Annotated in this window: 18 protein-coding genes and 3 pseudogenes; 15 read left to right on the forward strand and 6 right to left on the reverse strand. The window is 59.0% G+C overall.

Annotated features, from left to right (window positions below):
• Window positions 1-220: 220 nt before the first annotated feature.
• The 3 genes and pseudogenes from EN906_RS01375 to EN906_RS01380 form a co-directional block, all read right to left on the reverse strand.
• A complete protein-coding gene (locus tag EN906_RS01375; protein ID WP_050580531.1) occupies window positions 221-808 on the reverse strand; it encodes a nuclear transport factor 2 family protein in 588 nt (195 codons plus the stop codon).
• A gap of 138 nt (window positions 809-946) precedes the next feature.
• A pseudogene (locus EN906_RS37985) lies at window positions 947-1108 on the reverse strand (ferredoxin); the annotation flags it as partial.
• Window positions 1099-2277 (reverse strand): cytochrome P450, encoded by a 1179-nt coding sequence (locus tag EN906_RS01380; protein ID WP_063169385.1) that lies wholly within the window; start codon window positions 2275-2277, stop codon window positions 1099-1101. The pseudogene EN906_RS37985 and the gene EN906_RS01380, both read right to left, overlap by 10 nt.
• 1487 nt (window positions 2278-3764) lie before the next feature.
• On the opposite strand from EN906_RS01380, the gene EN906_RS01385 reads away from it, so the two are divergent.
• Complete coding sequence (locus EN906_RS01385) at window positions 3765-4997, forward strand: MFS transporter (protein ID WP_063169386.1); 1233 nt, start codon at window positions 3765-3767, stop codon at window positions 4995-4997.
• A gap of 261 nt (window positions 4998-5258) precedes the next feature.
• Here EN906_RS01385 and EN906_RS01390 read toward each other — a convergent pair.
• Window positions 5259-6290 (reverse strand): annotated as a pseudogene (locus EN906_RS01390) (ChuX/HutX family heme-like substrate-binding protein); the annotation flags it as partial.
• A gap of 51 nt (window positions 6291-6341) precedes the next feature.
• Complete coding sequence (locus EN906_RS01395; protein ID WP_126066777.1) at window positions 6342-6665, reverse strand: hypothetical protein; 324 nt, start codon at window positions 6663-6665, stop codon at window positions 6342-6344.
• Between the two features lie 210 nt (window positions 6666-6875).
• On the opposite strand from EN906_RS01395, the gene EN906_RS01400 reads away from it, so the two are divergent.
• The 14 genes and pseudogenes from EN906_RS01400 to EN906_RS01470 all read left to right on the forward strand — a co-directional run bounded on the left by EN906_RS01400 (window position 6876) and on the right by EN906_RS01470 (window position 18377).
• The gene (locus tag EN906_RS01400; protein ID WP_029356570.1) at window positions 6876-7196 is read left to right on the forward strand and encodes an iron-sulfur cluster assembly accessory protein; all 321 of its coding nucleotides are present in this window, start codon (window positions 6876-6878) and stop codon (window positions 7194-7196) included.
• 347 nt (window positions 7197-7543) lie between these two features.
• Window positions 7544-8755, forward strand: coding sequence for a cysteine desulfurase NifS (gene nifS, locus EN906_RS01405; RefSeq protein WP_063169388.1), 1212 nt, complete (start codon window positions 7544-7546; stop codon window positions 8753-8755).
• Between the two features lie 179 nt (window positions 8756-8934).
• Window positions 8935-9312, forward strand: a complete 378-nt coding sequence (gene nifW, locus EN906_RS01410; protein ID WP_063169389.1) for a nitrogenase stabilizing/protective protein NifW — start codon at window positions 8935-8937, stop codon at window positions 9310-9312.
• A 188-nt stretch (window positions 9313-9500) separates the two neighbouring features.
• Entirely contained in the window at window positions 9501-10352 is an 852-nt protein-coding gene (locus EN906_RS01415) for an electron transfer flavoprotein subunit beta/FixA family protein (protein ID WP_063169390.1), read from the forward strand.
• 16 nt (window positions 10353-10368) lie between these two features.
• Window positions 10369-11478: an electron transfer flavoprotein subunit alpha/FixB family protein gene (locus EN906_RS01420; protein WP_024505237.1), complete on the forward strand. Its 1110-nt coding sequence runs from the start codon at window positions 10369-10371 to the stop codon at window positions 11476-11478.
• 10 nt (window positions 11479-11488) lie between these two features.
• Window positions 11489-12793 (forward strand): FAD-binding protein, encoded by a 1305-nt coding sequence (locus EN906_RS01425; protein WP_063169391.1) that lies wholly within the window; start codon window positions 11489-11491, stop codon window positions 12791-12793.
• Between the two features lie 12 nt (window positions 12794-12805).
• Complete coding sequence (locus EN906_RS01430) at window positions 12806-13105, forward strand: ferredoxin family protein (RefSeq protein ID WP_024505235.1); 300 nt, start codon at window positions 12806-12808, stop codon at window positions 13103-13105.
• A 255-nt stretch (window positions 13106-13360) separates the two neighbouring features.
• Window positions 13361-14077: an alpha/beta fold hydrolase gene (locus EN906_RS01435; RefSeq protein ID WP_063169392.1), complete on the forward strand. Its 717-nt coding sequence runs from the start codon at window positions 13361-13363 to the stop codon at window positions 14075-14077.
• A 691-nt stretch (window positions 14078-14768) separates the two neighbouring features.
• A pseudogene (locus EN906_RS01445) lies at window positions 14769-14855 on the forward strand (helix-turn-helix domain-containing protein); the annotation flags it as partial.
• Window positions 14856-15128: 273 nt separating this feature from the next.
• Window positions 15129-16610 carry a nitrogenase cofactor biosynthesis protein NifB gene (nifB, locus tag EN906_RS01450; protein WP_063169393.1) on the forward strand — a complete coding sequence of 494 codons (1482 nt, stop codon included), beginning with the start codon at window positions 15129-15131 and terminating at the stop codon, window positions 16608-16610.
• A 29-nt stretch (window positions 16611-16639) separates the two neighbouring features.
• A complete protein-coding gene (locus tag EN906_RS01455; protein WP_024505232.1) occupies window positions 16640-16834 on the forward strand; it encodes a 4Fe-4S binding protein in 195 nt (64 codons plus the stop codon).
• Between the two features lie 85 nt (window positions 16835-16919).
• On the forward strand, window positions 16920-17240 hold the full coding sequence (locus EN906_RS01460; RefSeq protein ID WP_024505231.1) for a nitrogen fixation protein NifZ: 321 nt from the start codon (window positions 16920-16922) through the stop codon (window positions 17238-17240).
• A complete protein-coding gene (nifT, locus tag EN906_RS01465) occupies window positions 17237-17449 on the forward strand; it encodes a putative nitrogen fixation protein NifT (protein WP_024505230.1) in 213 nt (70 codons plus the stop codon). Before EN906_RS01460 ends, nifT begins: the two co-directional genes overlap by 4 nt.
• 34 nt (window positions 17450-17483) lie before the next feature.
• Window positions 17484-18377, forward strand: coding sequence for an SIR2 family protein (locus EN906_RS01470; RefSeq protein ID WP_024505229.1), 894 nt, complete (start codon window positions 17484-17486; stop codon window positions 18375-18377).
• A 307-nt stretch (window positions 18378-18684) separates the two neighbouring features.
• Here the strand turns inward: EN906_RS01470 and EN906_RS01475 are convergent, their stop codons facing one another.
• Entirely contained in the window at window positions 18685-19251 is a 567-nt protein-coding gene (locus EN906_RS01475) for a sugar O-acetyltransferase (protein WP_024505228.1), read from the reverse strand.
• Window positions 19252-19324: the final 73 nt, after the last annotated feature.

The raw sequence follows: 19324 nt of genomic DNA on the forward strand, positions 1-19324 counted from the left end.
GATATCGACCAGGGCACGGCCGATCCCGCCCGCAGCGCCTGTGATGATTACGGTGCGTGCTGCCAGTTTCACGAGAGCTTCTCCACGATGACCGCTTGTGATCTCAGCCCATCAACCTTGGGCGGAATGAAGGGCCGAGCCAAATCGTTGCAGTGACCGCCAGTCGCGGCCCCACACAGATGTCGTTCCCGTAGGGCGCTCATCCTCCATTCCTACCCACTTATGCAGCTCCCAGTTGGGGACCCTCGACGCCATCTTGGTCGGTGGGGATGTGACCCTTGAGCAACTGGTAGATGGGATCGTCTGGATGTGGTGCTCCAATCGGCTGTCGCCGGCCGAACCTATCTGCCTCAAGAATCGCTGGCGGGATTTGCTCCTCAACCCAATCGTAGACGACTGTCCGTTCCGCAATTCGCCACTCGTCCTGCCTCTTCTGAAACAGATCGCAGTAACGGCCGCAAAGCAGCGTCTGACGTATTTCTTGGTCTGTATCCGGTCCGCGTTGCAGCGCGGTGAAATAGCTCTCGACCGCGGCCTCTGCTGAACTGATGAAGTCGATCAGGCTGTTCGTGATTTGATGGATGTTACGGTGCCCCGGCAGACCGAGAGCAAATTGGATGAAGTCCTCTGCCGGTCCGCAATAGGGACCGTGCCTGTCATACGCTTCGGGCCAGTATGCGCTACGCAGCGCCGCCTCATCGGCGCGGTCTATCCCGCGGCAGTACCGATACAGGCAGTTGCGGATCGCCTCTCGGTCACGCAGTTCGGTAATTTTCGCGTGGTCGACAGGGTCTGTCGCGAATTGTATGATTGTTTTGTCCTTCCCGATGCCAGTCTGCACTTTGCGTGTGTCTCTCTCTACAACTGAGTTAGCGGGGGGCTCGTCAACTTCCAGAGCTTGTTCGGGGCAGGCTCGTACCCCTTTTGAGGCAAGCAGTTGCTCCCCATCGGCAACATCAATATCACCGGGCAAGATGTAGCCGGCGTCATCAAGCTTGAAGACTCTCGGCGCCCGCGCCCAGCAGCGCGCATGACCCTGGCATCTGGCTTTATGTACGACGACACGCATAGCGAACTCCAATGTCGTTGGCTGAAACTTCAGGACCATTCCAGGATCAGATTCTCGATCCCGAACACATGGCCGCCGAAGGTGATAGGTTCAGTCCCTGTCTTGATCCGAAAGGCTGGGATGCGCGCCAGCCACTCCTCCAGGCCAATGACAATCTCCCGCCGGGCAAGGTGTGAGCCAAGACAACGATGGGGACCATAGCCAAAGGCAGCGTGCCGGTTGTCCTCGCGCGCCAGATCGATCTCATTCGGGCATTCGAATTCCGCCGGGTCACGATTGGCAATCATCGTGGCACAGGAAACATAATCTCCCTTGCGGATCGGCGCGCCTTTGAAGTCGACATCCTTCGTTGCCACTCGGATCATCTGAATGGTCGAATAGGCGCGCAGCAATTCTTCCGCAGCGACGGCAATCCGGTCAGGTTCGCTTCGTAGCAATTCCTGATCTTTGGGGTTGCGCGCGAGATGGGCCAAGTCGAAGCATATGGCTGCTGAGACCGTGTCGAGTCCCGCGACGAACACAAGCACGCCGATGCCACGGACTTCTTCGTCACTGAGCAGACGACCCTCGACCTTTGCCTTCACGATGAAGGTCATGAAATCATCGACCGGCTCCTTGCGGCGCTCGGTGGCAAGTTCGTCGATGAAGGCCACGATCGTCCGGGCTGCGGGTGGTCGTTGCTCCTTATCGCCGTGGAGCAGATCTCTAGCCCAGCCGACAAATGTTTCTAGTCCGTTGTCCGAAAGCCCAATAAAGCGAAGGAAGATATTGACCGCGAACGGAACTGCAAAATCCTTCATGATGTCGCAGCTCGTGCCTGATGCGGCGATCCTGTCGATCAGCTTGATCGCTCGTTCCCGGACAGCCGGCTCCAATGCCATTACCCGCTTTGGCGAAAGCAGCGGATTGAGCAGTGAGCGAAAAACACCGTGGAATGGCGGATCGAGCTCAAGCGGGATCATCGGCCAGCTCTCGCCGAGCACAGAGGCGAAGATGCTGCGATGGCTGGAAAACGTTTCGGTGTCCTGCAGCACCCGGCGCTGGTCGCTCGCGCGAGTGATGACCCAGGTACCCCGACCGTCGCGCGTGTTGCTGGTTGAATAAAAGATCGGAGGCCCGGCATGAACGCAAGCAACCGCTGCATGCGGATCCCCGTTAGCCGTCGGCAACATGCCGGGCGACGTAAACAGGTTGAAGTCCCTCACCATTTCGGGCGGGACATGATCTGGAACCGGCCGCGATTTAACCGCGCCAGAATCGAGAGACCGTTCATGAGATGCTGTCGGCATTTGCATGCAATCGTCGGTGCAAGCTCCGTGCCGAATTCGTCTTTCGATAATCCTTGCCGTTTGCTGGGCAACAGGTGGCGCCTGCGCTGACTTGCTGGTCGGGATTGCAACATTCTTGTCCAGCGTCGGACACAGAATGTAGAATGCTAGACAGCGACTTGGAGCAACTCAACTGGTGGGATCGCTAGCCGATCATGTGCCCGGGGAGCATCCAGTTCGAAAGCTTGCGCTAAGCGGCTTGGTGACTTGGCCGAGGTCACCAGGTGGAAACGACCAACACTTGGGGTGAGCCTAGTGGCGCTCCCCTCGATGATGTCTGGCGGGGTGGTTAGCCGCCTCCGTAGGACAAGATCAGTCTACACGAATGGACTATAGCCTCTCCTCGCATGCCTCATTGGCCGTCCTTCAGAGCCGGCCACACGAGCTTTTGTCTTTCAGCAGGGCGTTTTTCTCGCCAGCTACAGAGCCACACCGACGCCATTAATGAGCGTCCAGTCGACGGGTTGGATGGCCCTGTCCATCTTGCCCAGCACCTTGGCTTAGCATTTGCCGGTGCGGCGGAAGCCTTCAAGACGCAGTTCTTGACCTTCTCCAGATCAGCCTCGGATGGATATCGGCAAGGGTTCAGCTCGTCCTTTTGAACTTGCGCATCTTCGTGTTGGCCAACCCCAGGCCGCCCGACATATTTGCGGTCTATCCGGCACCTCAACTTCGAACAACCTTGCGGCAAGCTCTTGGGATAGCCCACGCTCGTGCCTCCACCACCCGCTCAGCAGAGCCAGATTTGTCGTTGATGGCACGGAACTTGCGGAGTCATTCGCAGATGCGTCACGGACCGAGAGTGTCGTCCCATGAATTCGATCACCAAAAAGGCCGCCCGACGTTGCTGGGACCGCCTGCAATTACCTTATCCCAGAATTGGGAGCAACGGCTTCAAAAGGGATAACTCATCACCTCAATTTTGTCGATCGCGCGGCCATCGAACCGCAGCCATCGATCAGACTTCCGCCTCGTTGCACTCATTGCGACCGCCTTGGTGCTTGCGACAACCGCTCAATTCTGGCTGCCAGGATAACCACATATGGCGACGGAACTTCCTGCTTCAAAGCAATATAGAGATCGTCGATCATCCCCCCATCAAGGCCTCGATCGAGGACACCGCGTTCGGCTTGCTTGGTTCGCAGTGAACAGACCGCACTTCGACGAATGCGATCGATGCGACCGCGCCGAGAACTCTCCCGCATTGTCGACGGTTGGGTCCGTCGGCCCTCCGATGAGGCCTCGGATGCGTCGGGCTCCGAGGCCTCGACTGATGCCGACTGGCCGCCGCCGGAAGGTCTCGCGGCTTTGATCCCCGGCGATGTAGCCACCCCTGCTGCAACAGCTCCTAGCCGGAGAACTCATTCATGACCGAATCGGCGACAGATTTAGTGGACGCGGCTTTGTTCGACCGAGATCGGCTTGACCCAGAAAGTCCCTATCAACGTTCTGGCCCTGCATGGGGTGCCATCATTTCGCTTTCCTTCGGCACCTTCGGGCTTGTGACGGCAGAGTTTCTGCCCGCCAGCGTTCTGACACCGCTCGCGCATGATCTCCGTATCACCACGGGCACGGCTGGACAGGCGCTAACAGCGGCCGCAATCGTCGCGGCGATCTCGGCACCGATAATCGCCATCGTGACAAAGCGTCTGGACCGCAGGGTCGTCATCTGGGCGATGACGCTCCTGCTGATCCTGTCGAACGTTCTGGCGGAGGTTGCGGGGTCGCTGCCGGTTTTGCTGGCGGCACGCGTCGTCCTTGGCATATCGCTTGGTGGTTTTTGGTCAATTTCGGCAGCGTTGGCGATGCGGCTGGTTCCAAGTCACCTCATGCCGCGCGCCATGTCGGTCATCCTCACCGGCGTTTCTGTCGCCTCCGTCTGCGCGGCTCCAATCGGCGCTTATGTCGGTGACATTTGGGGATGGCGAGCCTCGTTCAAGGTCGCCGCAATCGTGAGTGCCGTTGCGCTGCTCGTGCAACTCGTAACCATTCCGCCACTGCCTCCGATCGAAGTGCGCAGATTCCGCAGTCCGCTGGATGTCGCGAAGAATCCGGCGATGAAGGTTGCGGTGCTAGTCGTGCTATTGGTCGCTTCCGGCCATTTTGCCAGCTTCGCCTACATCCGCGCCTTTCTCGAGAGCGTTCCTGCGCTCGACAAGAAGTCAATCCCGCTCGTGTTCCTTGCTTTTGGCACGGCCGGCGTCTTCGGCAATTTAGCCGGCGCATTCCTCACCAAACACAGTCTCAAGGCGGTCGCGGCCCTGCCGCCCCTGCTCATTGCCGTAGCCGCTGTCTCGCTCCTGACCATGAGAGCATCGGCCTTGACCTCGGCAATTGCAGTTGCCGTATGGGGCTTTGCTTTTGGCGCGGTCCCGGTCGGATTGCAGACATGGATGGTGCTACGCGCCGCTCCGAAACAGGCCGAGAGCGCTGGTGTACTGATGGTCATAACCTTCCAAGTGGCCATCGCAGCCGGCACAACTTGCGGTGGCCTATTGGTGGATCACACGGGTATTGCCAGTGTCTTTGTCTACAGCGCGGTTGCCACGTTCCTCGCTGTCTTGACAGTATTTTTGCTCGGCCCGAACCGCAAAACCTGACCGCCTGGTGGGGAGTGACGGTCGGCGGCGTTCACGCTATTGTCACCTCTGAGCTCGGCCCAAAGGCCGCGGCTTCGTCGTAACCATGCGGTCGATGGGGCAGCGCCAAATTGCTTCCTGCTCATCGCGTTGCGATAATACAGCGCGCTTATTGCGTCATCGTGTCCCCGGTCTCGGCTTCAATGCCCGGCTACTGGCTGCGGAGGCAGATGGGCGCCGGCGTCCCACCGACGACGATCGGTCTTTTCTCATGTAGCTGTCGGGGAAACGAGGCAGGTTTTCCGCCAGAACCCGCCAGTCGTCGCGCTCGCGTTCGCCTTCCTTGCGCGCACCGAACAACTGGATGATGATCTTGCCGTCGGACCCATATGCTTCGAGCGAGGTGACGTGACTGTCATTGGTCGGCTTGCGCACGGCCCAAACCTCACGGATTTGGTGGGTCCTGAGATGCAGCCGGAACGTTTCGTCCAGCACATGGATGCACGGCCCGATCTGCTTGACCGACTTGATTAAGCCGGAATGGGTCTGGATAGAACCTCGGTTGCCGACGAAGCACATGATCGGCAATTCGTCTTCGGCCGCACGCTGGAGCACGGCGCCAACTGCGGCATTGTCGAGCAGCCAAGCGTAATCCTGGCCGACCATGCGCAAAGCCTGGCAGCGGCTGAGCTTGAGCGTCTTTAGAAGGTTGACGTCAGTCAGCCGGCTCCAGTACTCGCGTAGGTCGTCCACCGTGCCGGCCCAGTCCGCAGTCCTCGCGCCCAGGTCGGCTACTCTCGCCTTAAGCGACATGGTCGGCTCCTGGTTGGCGGATACGAGCTCGGCCACCAGCTTTCGATAGGCATGAAGGTTGGAGACCGGCCTGAGATGCACCTTATGCACTGCTGCGCCGGCGGCGTCGAAGAATTGCAAACTGCGCTGGATTCCGCCGCGATGGCGCCTTTCAACAGCGAAACCATACCTCCAAGCCTGCGGGAAGACGCGAAGGTCGAATTCGTCACCAAGGACCATGGCGTGATTGTTGCCGGTTATCACTCTGTTGAAGACGCCAATCTTTTCGTGCACGGCACCTTGATTGCGGGTCAGCGCCGTCACTTCGCCCACGAATTCGAGGCCCGTCAGAAGGTGATTGACGCGCGGGTCGATGCGTGCCGCGCCGAAACCGCAATGGGCCGCGACCAGTTCCGCTTCCGAAATGGCCAATTGGGCGGCGAAATCACGCGCGGGAATGTTCGGACAGACTTCCCACGCACGCCGGATTTCGTTGGGCGACCGCTTCTTGCGCTGATCCATGTTTTTACCCCTGCCCCGTTCTTCTTTTGACGATCGATCGAAAAACGGGCCTCAGGGATGTGCACGGCGGACGCGATCGATCGTCAGGCACATGCCAGTCGAATCCTGTCTCCGGGCGGTCAGCGGCCAATCGCCGGTAGCGAGCGATTGTTGGGTGGTCGGCGCCAATCGGCCGATCGAGCATTCGGGTACCACCGGCGGTGCTGCTTTCCCACCAAGGCGGGTCTGATGGATCATATTGCTTTCCTTCGTTCTTCGATTGCGAGGGCAACCCAAAGGTGAATCGGCCGGCAATTTTGCCGCCGCAACGAAGGCTTCACAAAAATCGTGCCAGTTGCTCCGCGGCAAGCTCTGAACATCTTTGGCTCTGTTCATTGCTTTACGCGTGAGTGCATCGCGAACTCAGGCGCCCTTCCTGTGACGCGGACGCGACAAACCCGACAGTAAGTGTCGGTTGTCGGACGTCTCCCCAGCAATCGAGCATAAGAGACGTCGGGATGTCCTACGGTTTTTGACACGTCTTCCCTTTGGCACGGTCCATGCGAGATGATCCACGAAAACGCCGGACCGAGGAGAAATCGAGCCATGATTACGCTCACCGACAACGCTGTTGCCGCCATCAAGGCCGCTCTTTACCGCGCCAGCGAGCCGGCGGAAGGATTTCGCATCATGGTCCATGCCGGCGGCTGCGCCGGCTTCCAATACTCAATGGGCCTGGAGAGCGTCTCACGTGAGGGCGATGCGATCATCGAGCGAGATGGGCTCAAGGTGTTCATGGATAGAGGCTCCCAACCCCATGCCGCCGGCATGACCGTGGACTTCGTCACTGGGCTCGAAACATCCGGCTTTGTTTTCGATAACCCCAATGCGCGTGAGACGTGCGGCTGCGGCAAGTCCTGCAAATGATTGCGAGGGAACAGGCTATGTTCGACTATAGCGACGCCAAGGAATACTGCGTCGAACCGGTAACCGCCGGCGCTCTGGAACCGGCCGACACGCACTGTCGGCCCGGAACAATTGCGTTCGGTGATGCACCAAATCGCGATCATCGATCGTTGCCGTGGGCAAGCAAACAAAATTGCCCGAAACAGCTGAATTCCCGGCGGATGCCGCCACCAAAGGGCAATGTCGACAGCGACCGGTCAGCCAAGCCATCGCTCCCCCGGCCGCCCACCTTACCAGATACGATATGCGCCAGAGGTTCAATGGCCCGACTACCCTTGAATCATTTCAGCAGTTGAAGGATCACTCCCATGAACCCTGTCTATCTCGACAACAACGCAACGACGCGGGTTGATCCTGCAGTCGTTGGAGCGATGTTGCCTTTCTTTACGGAGCAATTTGGCAATCATTCGTCCATGCACGCCTATGGCGCATCGGTTGCTGAAGCCGTGAGAAAGGCGAGGCAACAGTTGCAAGCCCTCATCGGCGCGGGATTCGAGGACGAGATCATCTTCACCTCGGGCGGGACTGAAAGCGACAGTACAGCCATCCTTTCGGCGCTGGAGGTGATGCCCGACCGAACGGAAATAGTGACTTCCGCGGTTGAACATCCGGCCGTTCTGAAGTTGTGCGCGCACCTTGAGAAGACGCGCGGCGTCAAGGTGCACATTATCCCAGTCGATCACTACGGCCGGCTCGACCTGGACGCCTACAGAACCGCCCTCACCCCACAAGTGGCAATCGTCTCGATAATGTGGGCGAACAATGAGACCGGTACGATCTTTCCCGTGGTTAAGCTTGCCGATCTAGCCAGGGAAGTCGGCGCGCTTTTCCACACTGATGCAGTGCAGGCGGTCGGAAGGCTTCCGATTGAGCTGAAATCGACCGCGATCGACATGCTGTCGCTCTCCGCCCACAAGCTGCATGGTCCAAAGGGGATAGGCGCGCTTTATGTAAGACGTGGCGTGCGCTTCTCCTCCATGATCAAGGGTGGGCACCAAGAGCGCGACCGGCGTGCAGGCACTGAAAACACACCCGGCATAGTCGGACTGGGCATGGCGGCCGAACTCGCCTTGAAATTCATGGACGAGACAAAACGAATAAAATGGTTGCGCGACCGCCTTGAGAACGGGATCATCCAGCGCATCCCAAACACATCCATCAACGGCGATCCGCAAGAGCGATTGCCAAACACTGCAAACATTGGATTCGAAGGTATCGAAGGCGATGCAATTCCAATTGTCCTGAGCCGGCTGGGAATCGCCTGTTCCGCCGGGTCCGCCTGTGCCTCTGGCTCACTGGAACCGAGCCATGTTCTGATCGCTATGAACGCGGCATGTGGGGCAGTCCGCTTCTCCTTGTCGCGTGACAACGGCGAAGATGACGTAGACCGCGTGCTTGAGGTCCTGCCTGCGATCACCGAGAAGCTACGGGCCGTTCCCAGTGCTGGACTGTGCGGGCGAGGTGCAGAACAGCTTCATTCCGGCCCGGGTCCGAGCGGCACAATAGCCGACGAGCCGTGAGGTCTTCCTCAACGTGACGACCCTGCGCAAGGAGAGCAGTTAAACTCGGGGTCGCCTTCACCACTTCAGAAAAGCTTGAGATCGCCAAGTCTCTTGCCCAGCCGCCGTGCCAGAGGTCGGCACGCCGTCAGCAATGTCACCAATGCATCGACACCACAATTTCGCGCCGGGAGAATACAATGAACTGCTCCGCTGATAGCCGCCCGATCGATCGCACCGATATCCTAGCGCGACTGAAGGGCCTGTCGGCCGCGGAGGACTTCTTCGCCTGCCTTGACGTCTCCTACGACCCGAAAGTGATGAATGTCTCGCGGCTCCATATCATGAAGCGCGTGGGCCAATACCTTGCCGAAGAAGATTTCTCCGGTCTGCCTAACCAGGTAATCGCCGCGCGGGTGCGCGCCAAGCTGGAACGCGCCTACGAAGATTTCGCGACTTCCTCGCCGCTCACGCAACGTGTGTTCAAGGTGCTAAGGGACCACGATCCAAACATATGTCCCGCACCTGGCCGCGCCTTCGTCCCGCTCGACTCTGCACTGAAGCGGTTCGGAAAGTAATGAGCCCGACACGGCTGCGACGCGACAATGTCGAGAAGTCGACAAATCCAGTCCTCATGACGCCTCCTCGGAAGCAAACGAAGCCACCTTCTGGAATAGAGGCAGGAAGACGACTTGGCATGAACGATGCAGGCAATGAGGTGAACCGCCAAGCACGAATCCGGACTGGGAGCTTAGAGAAACCGCCAATGCATATCGTAGTCTGCATCAAGCAGGTGCCGGATTCGGCACAGATCCGCGTGCACCCGGTGACGAACACGATCATGCGTCAGGGTGTTCCGACCATCATCAATCCTTACGACCTGTTCGCCCTCGAAGAAGCGCTCAAACTGCGCGACGTTCATGGTGGCGAGGTTACTGTGCTCACAATGGGTCCGCCCATGGCGGAGGACTCGCTGCGAAAGGCGCTCGGTTACGGTGCTGACCGAGCAGTTCTCTTGACGGACCGCTATTTTGCCGGATCCGATACGCTGGCGACTTCCTTTGCTCTTTCGCAAGCAATCGCAAAAATTGGGGAGACTTTCGGCAGGCCGGACATCGTCTTCACCGGCAAGCAGACGATTGACGGCGATACCGCCCAGGTCGGACCGGGCATAGCCAAGCGCCTAGATTTATCGCAACTTACCTATGTCGCGAAGATTGCCTCCATCGATCTCGATACGCGAGAGATCGAAGTCGCTCGTCGCGCCGAAGGCGGCACCCAGTTGCTGAAGAGCAGACTCCCTTGCCTCATTACCATGCTGGAAGACACCAACGAAATCCGCCGGGGCTCGCTCCAGCAGGCTCTGTGCGCGGCGCGCAGCCAAGTCGTGAAGTGGACTGCAGCCGACGCCGGCATTGACGATCTCACCCGGTGCGGTCTGCGTGGCTCGCCTACAGTCGTCAAGCGTGTTTTCGCCCCCACCGCACGGGCAGAAAGGGCGGCGCAGATCGACACCGCGGAAAGGGGCTTGCAGGACATAGCCGATGAACTCATCGCCGATATCTTAACCCGCCGGCCGGCGCTGGAACATGAGCTGGCCTTCAACAGCGGCACGTGACGGCCAGGAGCAGAAAATGTCGACCGCAAGCCAAACTACCCCTCGCATTGCCCCCGGCCGTGCCGGTGTAAAGAAAGAACTTCCCGACCGTTTCAAAGACTACCGGCACGTGTGGGTCTTCCTCGAGCTCGAACGCGGCAATGTGCATCCTGTATCATTCGAACTGCTGGGCGAAGGCCGCAAATTAGCCGACAAGCTTGAAGTCCAGCTCGCGGGCGTCGTGCTGGGACCGCCGGGCGAGATGGTCGAGGACGCTGTTGCCGAGGCCTTCGCTTACGGGGCGGATCTTGTCTACATCGTCGATGCGCCGCCGCTCGCCGACTACCGGAACGAGCCGTTCGCCAAGGCGCTCACGGATCTGGTCAATACCCATAAACCCGAAATCCTCCTTCTCGGCGCGACCACACTGGGCAGGGATCTTGCAGGCTCGGTAGCGACGACCCTGCAGACGGGGCTCACGGCCGACTGCACCGAACTTGATGTAGATTCCGACGGTTCACTCGCCGCGACCCGTCCGACTTTTGGTGGCTCATTGTTGTGTACGATCTATACACTAAATTACCGGCCGCAAATGGCGACGGTGCGACCAAGGGTCATGCCTATGCCGCAACGGGTGGATAAGCCGGTCGGGCGTGTCATGCGGCACAAGCTGTCGCTCGTTGAGGACGATATCGTCACCAAAGTCCTCGGCTTCCTACCGGATAACCAGTCGGCAATGGCAAATCTTGCCTATGCGGATGTCGTGGTTGCGGGAGGCCTCGGTCTCGGAGCGGCGGAGAACCTTCAGCTTGTGAAGAATCTTGCCCGAGCGATCGGCGCCGAGCATGGCTGTTCGCGCCCCTTGGTCCAGAAGGGCTGGATGCCGGCTGATCGACAGATTGGACAAACTGGCAAGACCATTCGACCGAAGCTTTACATCGCGGCCGGAATTTCCGGCGCCATCCAGCACCGAGTTGGGGTCGAGGGGGCCGATCTCATCGTCGCGATCAACACCGATCCGAACGCGCCGATTTTCGAGTTCGCCCACCTCGGGATCGTCACGGATGCAATCCGCTTCCTGCCCGCACTGACGGAAGCCTTCACCCGGCGGCTGTCGCCGCACAGTCGAGACAAGCTTGCGAGTTGAGGGAGAGGACATGATTGAACAATTCGATGCCATTGTGGTCGGAGCCGGCATGTCTGGAAACGCAGCTGCTTACACTTTGGCAAGCCAGGGGCTGAAGGTACTGCAGTTGGAGCGCGGGGAATATCCGGGCTCTAAGAACGTCCAGGGTGCCATAATGTACGCGAACATGCTGGAGAAGATCATCCCGGACTTCCGGGATGATGCGCCCCTCGAGCGGCACCTGGTCGAACAGCGACTTTGGGTGATGGACGACACGTCTCACACCGGAATTCATTACCGGTCGGACGACTTCAATGAGGCGAAACCCAACCGCTACACGATCATCCGCGCCCAGTTCGACAAATGGTTTTCCCGCAAGGTGCGCGAGGCTGGCGCGACGGTCCTGTGTGAGACGACCGCGACGGAACTCGTCCGTGATGGCAATGGCAAGGTGATCGGCGTCCGCACAGACCGGGCTGGCGGAGTGGTCTTCGCGAATGTGGTCGTTCTCGCAGAAGGGGTGTCGGGATTGCTTGGCACTCGCGCAGGCCTGCGCGAGATGCCGAAGCCGGAGACCGTGGCGATTGCCGTCAAGGAAATGCATTTCTTGCCCGAAGAGGTCATTGGCCAGCGGTTCGGGGTGAAGGGCGATGAAGGCTGCGTAATCGAGGCCGTGGGCACGATCTCTCGCAGCATGGCCGGGCTCGGCTTCCTTTACACCAATAAGGAGTCGATTTCACTCGGCATCGGCTGCCTGGTCTCGGATTTCGCCGCGACGATGGAGAGCCCGTCCGCCCTCCTGGATGCGATGAAAAACCATCCTTCGATCCGGCCGCTGATCGCTGGCTCGGAGGTGAAAGAATATGCCGCCCATCTTATCCCCGAAGGTGGTTACAGGGCCATTCCGCAGCTATTCGGCGACGGTTGGGTCATCGTCGGCGACGCAGCGCAACTGAACAATGCCATTCACCGTGAGGGTTCGAACCTTGCCATGACCTCGGGTCGTGTCGCGGCTGAGGCGATCATCAAAGTCAAAAGCCGCAACGGTCCTATGACCAAAGCGAACCTTGCGCTCTACAAGACGATGCTGGATGACTCCTTTGTGATCAAGGATCTTAAGAAATACAAGGACATGCCAGCCTTACTCCACACCAATTCCAGCAACTTTTTTGACAGCTATCCGCGGTTGATGTCGCATGCCGCTCAGACCTTCATGCGTGTCGACGGCACGCCGAAGATCGAGAAGGAAAAGAACACCACGGCCGCCTTCATCAACGCGCGCTCGCGCTGGGGGTTGGTCAGCGACGCGGTCCGCCTGGCATTGGCATGGCGCTGAAGAGGGTACAAGATGACGATCGCAGTGACGAAGGTTCGTGTCGAGGACAAACTTTACCAGAACCGCTATCTGGTCGATTCCGGCCGCCCCCATATCATAGTGCGACCGCACGACAAGCCAAGCGCGAACTTGCTTGCGTTGACCTACGTCTGTCCGGCGAAATGCTATGAGTTGAATGACAAGGGTCAAGTCGAGATCACCGCCGACGGCTGCATGGAATGCGGCACCTGCCGGATATTGTGCGAGAAAGGCGGCGACATCGAGTGGAACTATCCGCGCGGCGGCTTTGGTGTCCTGTTCAAGTTCGGATGATCAGCCGGTGCCAAGAGCATGCCGGCAGCGAGCAACTGCGGCACACCATGAGCCTCTCCATCCACTTGCAAAGAGCTAGTGAATATTGGGTTTCGCAATTCAAGTTTCCTCGACTTGGTAGGGGTATCCTCAGGCCACGGGGCGCCTGTGCCGGACTTACCACCGGTAACGTGGTCGAGCCCCTTTGGACAATGTCCGGCCATCGTGCCGGATGGCAGCCACAACGGCCGGTGAGCAAATGGAACGGCACAATCCATGATAAAGACGTATGTGCTAGTGCATGGTGCCTGGCATGGCGGATGGTGTTGGCGGGACGTCGCCGCCAATCTTCGCAAGATGGGATGCCACGTGACCACGCCTACCCAGACAGGTGTCGGCGAACGCGCACGTTTGCTGTGCAAGGACATCACGCCCGACACATTCGTGACCGACATCGTCAACCACATTGTAACGGAAGAGCTGAGCGATGTGATCCTTGTCGGTCACAGTCTAGGCGGCATCAGCATCACCGGCGCCGCCGACCGGATACCCGACCATATCAGCCATCTCGTTTATCTCGACGGCGCCATCGTCGAGAGCGGTCAAAGTGTATTCAGCACCATGCCCCCCGACATCGTCGCCGCCCGTCGAAAATTGGTTGCGGAGGAAGGACGGGGTATCTTCATGCCGACTCCGCCGCCAACAGCATTCGGCACTCCCGAGGGACACTCGCTCACGGACTGGGTGCGGCGCCGGATAACACCGCATCCGGCAGGCACCTACGAAAGCGGACTTAAGCTCGAGCACCCGCTCGGCAACGGCAGACCCCGAACCTATGTCGTCTGCACTAATCCACTCCACCCGCCGATGGCGGGAGCGCGAGAATGGGTCGCGAAGCAGGATGGCTGGGCGTGGCAGGAACTCGCCACTGGCCACGACGCAATGATCCTCGCGCCGACGGAAGTTGCTCTCCTTCTTAGCGCTGTCGGCTGAGGAACCAAGTAGGGGGAGCGGCGGCCGATTCTCAGGCCGTGGCCTTGAGCTCTGGTGCAAGGATGTAGGCCCAACGGGTCGTTCCGGTGGCGCCACCGAAACCACTAGGCGGGAGTGGCCTGTCCTGCCGACGTCGCAAGCTTGCGAGCGTTCCGCCGCGGCCGCAGCCCGTAGCGCCGGGCAACCTCCGAGATCACCGCGTCGGCTCCAGGGTCTCGGAGATGACTCCGTGCCTTGTCGTCCATCGACCAATGCCGCCGACCAACAGCGCCGTTGATCACCCTCGAAAACGCCGAGGCTGCCGCTCAGGGTCAATCGTAAGTTCAAGTTCAGACACAAGCCGATCTCCGATCCACCTCAGAATCGGCAGGCCCACAGATCGCGGGTCCTCCTGGAAGGACACAGCGCTTACCCTTGAAATATGGAGAACCATGGCTTTGCGCCGTCGGCAGTTGAGCTGATCTCGCAATGCTATTTCCCCGGCAACGTCCGCGAGCCGGAGAACTGCGTGCTTGGCGTTCTCCTCTGGAAGGAACCAATCTTTCGGAACGTGGCAATGTCATCGACGAGCTCTCACGGGCCAGCACGATGCCGGTTCGGCGCATCGGCGCCCGCCTGAACACGAGATGGCCACTTGCGATTCTAACGATACGGCCGGACGGGGGCTGGGACCGCGGCGGACGAAGCGTGACGGCTGATCGACACAATGGAGAAGGCCGGCTGGGTTCAGGCTAATGCGGCTCGAATTCTCGGCCTCAAGCTGCGACAAGTCGGCTAGGCGATACGCCGGCATAGTATCGAGGTGAAGGAACTTCTAAGAGCCTGATGAGCCAATCGTCAGGCCAGTGGTCTTGCGCGCCCTGTGCGCGACAAGGAGTGCTTCGTGCTTCTGAACGGATTTGGACTTGCACTGTCGCAAGCAGGACAAAATTGTGTCGCGCCGGCCTGACACAATGCGATATCGACCCGAATAGTGAACTGAAGCCGCTTTTTTCAGTTGGTATGGCTCTTGCACCTTGAACCGCGACGTTACCAGCAACGGAGCCGTTTGATGTCCTCACCGACAGTTTCGATTGAGGGGCCGACTAGCACGACATCCGAGGGTCTTCTGGCAGCCGCGAAATCCGGTGGCTGCGCATCGTCTTCCTACGGCTCGTCGCCGACCAGCCCGGGCGAAGAGGATCCGGCTATTTGGGAAAGGATCAAGGATCACCCCTGCTTTTCGGAGGAAGCGCATCATTATTTCGCGCGTATGCATGTGGCGGTCGCGCCGGCTTGCAATGTCCAGTGCAACTATTGCAATCGCAAATACGATTGCGCCAACGAGAGCCGGCCTGGTGTTGTGTCTGAGAAGTTGACGCCCGACCAAGCGCTACGCAAGGTCATCGCCGTTGCCAACAAAGTTCCGCAGCTTTCGGTTCTTGGCATCGCTGGGCCGGGGGATGCCTGTTACGATTGGGAGAAAACGAAGGCAACGTTCGACCGCGTCATCAGGGAAATCCCCGACATAAAGCTGTGCGTCTCCACTAATGGGCTCGTGCTGCCGGACCATGTCGCCGAGCTTGCCGAAATGAATGTTGATCACGTGACGATCACCATCAACATGGTCGACCCGGAAGTCGGCGCGAAGATCTATCCATGGATCTTTTATGAAAATCGCCGCTACTTCGGCATCGAAGCCGCTCGAATCTTGCACGCGCGGCAGATGCTGGGCCTGGAGATGCTGAGCGCGCGCGGCATCCTCACCAAAATCAACTCGGTGATGATTCCTGGAGTGAACGACCAGCACCTGTTTGAGGTGAACAAAATGGTCAGGGAGCGGGGCGCGTTTCTGCACAACGTGATGCCTCTGATTTCGGACCCGGCGCACGGTACCCACTACGGACTCATCGGGCAGCGCGGCCCAACGGCAACGGAGATGATGGCTCTTCAGGATCGACTTGAAGGTGGCGCCAAGTTGATGCGCCACTGCCGGCAGTGCCGGGCAGATGCTGTCGGCCTGCTCGGTGAAGATCGTGGCCAGGAATTCACGCTGGACGGTATTCCCGACGATGTCGCCTACGATGCTGGCAAGCGTCAGGCCTATCGGCAGGTGGTCGCACACGAGCGCCGTGATCATGAGGCGGCGAGGAGCGAGGCCATCGGTATGGTCAAGGCAACAGACTCCGAAAAGTCGCTTCTGGTTGCGGTGGCCACTAAGGGAGGTGGACGGGTCAACGAACACTTCGGCCACGCGAAGGAATTCCAGGTTTATGAAGTCTCGCCTAGAGGGATCAGCTTGGTCGGGCATCGGAAGGTCGAGCGGTATTGCCTCGGAGGCGGGGGCGAAGACGCCATCCTCGAGGGCGTCATCGCAGCGCTCGAAGGCATACACATAGTGCTATGCGCCAAGATCGGAAATCGCCCGAAGGAACAACTCTCGCGAGTTGGACTGCGCGTAACCGACGCCTATGGCCATGACTACATCGAGACCGCAGTCAGCGCACTTTACGCGGCAGAGTTTGGGATCAGACCACTAGCGGCGACGGCCTGAGCCGTCTCGTCCGATAACCAGGAGTTAGAATGGCTTTAAAGATCATCGCATCCCAATGTACCCAATGCGGGGCCTGCGAGTTCGAATGTCCTTCGGAAGCGATCAAGTTCAAGGGCGACGCCTATGTGATCGATCCAAACAAGTGCACCGAATGCAAGGAGGCCTTCGATACGCAGCAATGCGTGTCGGTCTGTCCGGTACCGAAAACCTGCGTTCCCGCTTGATTCCTACCGAAACGGTCGGGTTCGCCGCACGACGACGCCTGCAACCCGCGACCACAACAAAAGCCTCGAGAAAGGAATGGACAGCATGTGGTCCAGACGCGAACAGGAGGTCGAAATCGGCAGACCGCCACGGTTCATGCAGGGTGAGCGGGTCCGTGCGATACGCCACATAAAAAACGACGGCACCTATCCCGGCAAGGAGATCGGCGAAAACCTCGTGCGGAAGGGCGACGAAGGCTACGTGCGCGACATTGGAACCTTTCTCCAGCAATTCTTCATCTATGCGGTCGAATGGATCGATCGTGGCACGGTCGTCGGCATGCGAGCGCGCGAACTCATTAGCCTCGACAAAGTCGAGGTTCCCTGCGGAGCTGAAGGCATTTCCAACGGGGGAACAGCCGGATGAAAGTAATGATTCGCAGGACCGCTACTGGCTTGTCGGCTTATGTCCCCAAGAAGGATCTCGAAGAGCCGATCACCGAGATTGAGAACGCTGACTTATGGGGCGGGACCGTGACGCTCAGGAACGGTTGGCGGCTCATGCTGCCCGACCTTCCGCGCGACACGCGTTTGCCGATCACCGTCGAGGCGATGAAGATTTCCGACGGGGCCTGATGCCGGTGGGTTCAGTGGCGGAGAGGAAACGCGTATGAACACGATGCTGAGCTGGGACCATCTCGTCGTCGTCCGGGGCAGTTTTGCCAAAAAACTGATTGACCTGCTGAACGGCGCTCTCAAGGCCGATCGAGTGATCCCCTATCTCGGTCCTGGTCTTCTGCAGCTTAACCCACCGGAATCCCCTGTACCTTGCACCCCTGAAGATGTCGCCGCGGCCCTCAACAAGCGGGCGCCTGCCCCTTCCAGGATTCGCACCAATATGTGGTCGGTCGCGCAGTTTATCGAGCAGCGCCGACATCGTCGGACTCTCCAAGCGTGGATGGCGGAGATATTCGCAGCCCCCGCCGAGCCGACCGTTCTTCACGCCTGGCTCGCAACCCTTCAACTGTCTGTCATCATCGACAGCTGGTACGATGGCGCCATGCGAGCAGCCCTTGCAGAGGCCGGCCAAACAGACGTTGTCGAGATACAAGGAACGACGCGCGCGACCGGAATCGGTAACATCTGGACGAGAACTTACGATTTGTCAGGAACAGAACTCGAGGCCGAACAAGTGGCTAGGACGGTGCTCTATGCGCCGCACGGCAGCGTCAGGCCGGCGGCAAACTTCCTCGTGGCTGATTCCGATTACGTCGAAGTCCTAACCGAAATTGATATCCAGACGCCGATCCCGGACGCGGTGAAGCAACGGCGCGTCAACCGGGGTTTTTTCTTCGTGGGCTGCCGCTTCAACGATCAGATGCTGCGCACATATGCCAGACAGCTGATGAAGCGCTCCACTGGCCCACATTTTGCGGTGATCGATTCGGCTACGCTGACCAGAAACGAACGTCGTTTCCTTGCCGAAGGCGCAATCACGGTCATCGACATGCCGATCCGCAACGCCGCGGCTCGCCTCGTCGGGGTCGATGCTAGCCAGGATTAATGGCCGGCGATTGCTGGTGAGTCGCTGCTTGCCTCCAAGGGCGAAAACTCAGTTGGGAATACATTCGTGAGCAGTAATGCTAGTGGCAGCACAACGTAGGCTCTGAATTCGTTGGGCCATGTGAAAGGGTCCGCTGCTGCGGGACGTGAGCACGTTGCGGCGGCATTACGCACATGATCTTGTGACCCCCGTGGCAAAAGAACTGAAGCGCCCGAGTCGCGACAACATATGCAGCGCTCAATGGCTTCGACAAAAATTCGGCACAGTTTCGACAGTTCGCATGCACCTCCAGGGTCAACGAGGTTGATTATGCCTGTTTATGTGGGTCGGCCACGCGAGCAGGAATTCCCACTACCTTTGCCCCGGCGGGAACATCTCGTGTGACCACGCAGCCAGCGCCTACCACTGCATTATCACCAATCGTGACGCCAGGCAGAATGATTGCTCCACCGCCGATCCAGACACGGCTGCCAATGTGAACAGGACGCCCGACCTGCAGGCCGGCCTGCCGCTGCTCGGCATCATGTGGATGATCGGCGGTATAAATCTGCACAGCAGGCCCAATTGCCGTTCCTTGCCCGATTTTGACCTCTACCACGTCAAGAATAACGCAGTTGAAGTTGATGTAGGCATTGGCTCCAATGCGGATATTGAATCCGTAGTCGCAAAAAAAGGGCGGACGGATGACCGTTCCGCGCCCAACCTCTCCCAGCCGCTCGGACAAAAGCTCATGCCAATGCCCCGTGGTCTGCCCCAGCGTATCATTGTACCGCTTGAGCCAAGCCCCGGTTGCCAACAGGTCAGCTTGGATCTCCGGATCCGCCGCATTGTAAAACTCGCCTGCGAGCATCTTTTCTTTTTGGCTACGCATCATAGTCTCCCGTCAGGTCGTGTCCCGTACAGTGATGCAGGAACGCACATCAAACTGCCTCGGCAACTTTGTAACT

The organism is Mesorhizobium sp. M7A.F.Ca.CA.004.06.1.1 (assembly GCF_003999135.1).
In the GTDB taxonomy this organism is placed as follows: domain Bacteria; phylum Pseudomonadota; class Alphaproteobacteria; order Rhizobiales; family Rhizobiaceae; genus Mesorhizobium.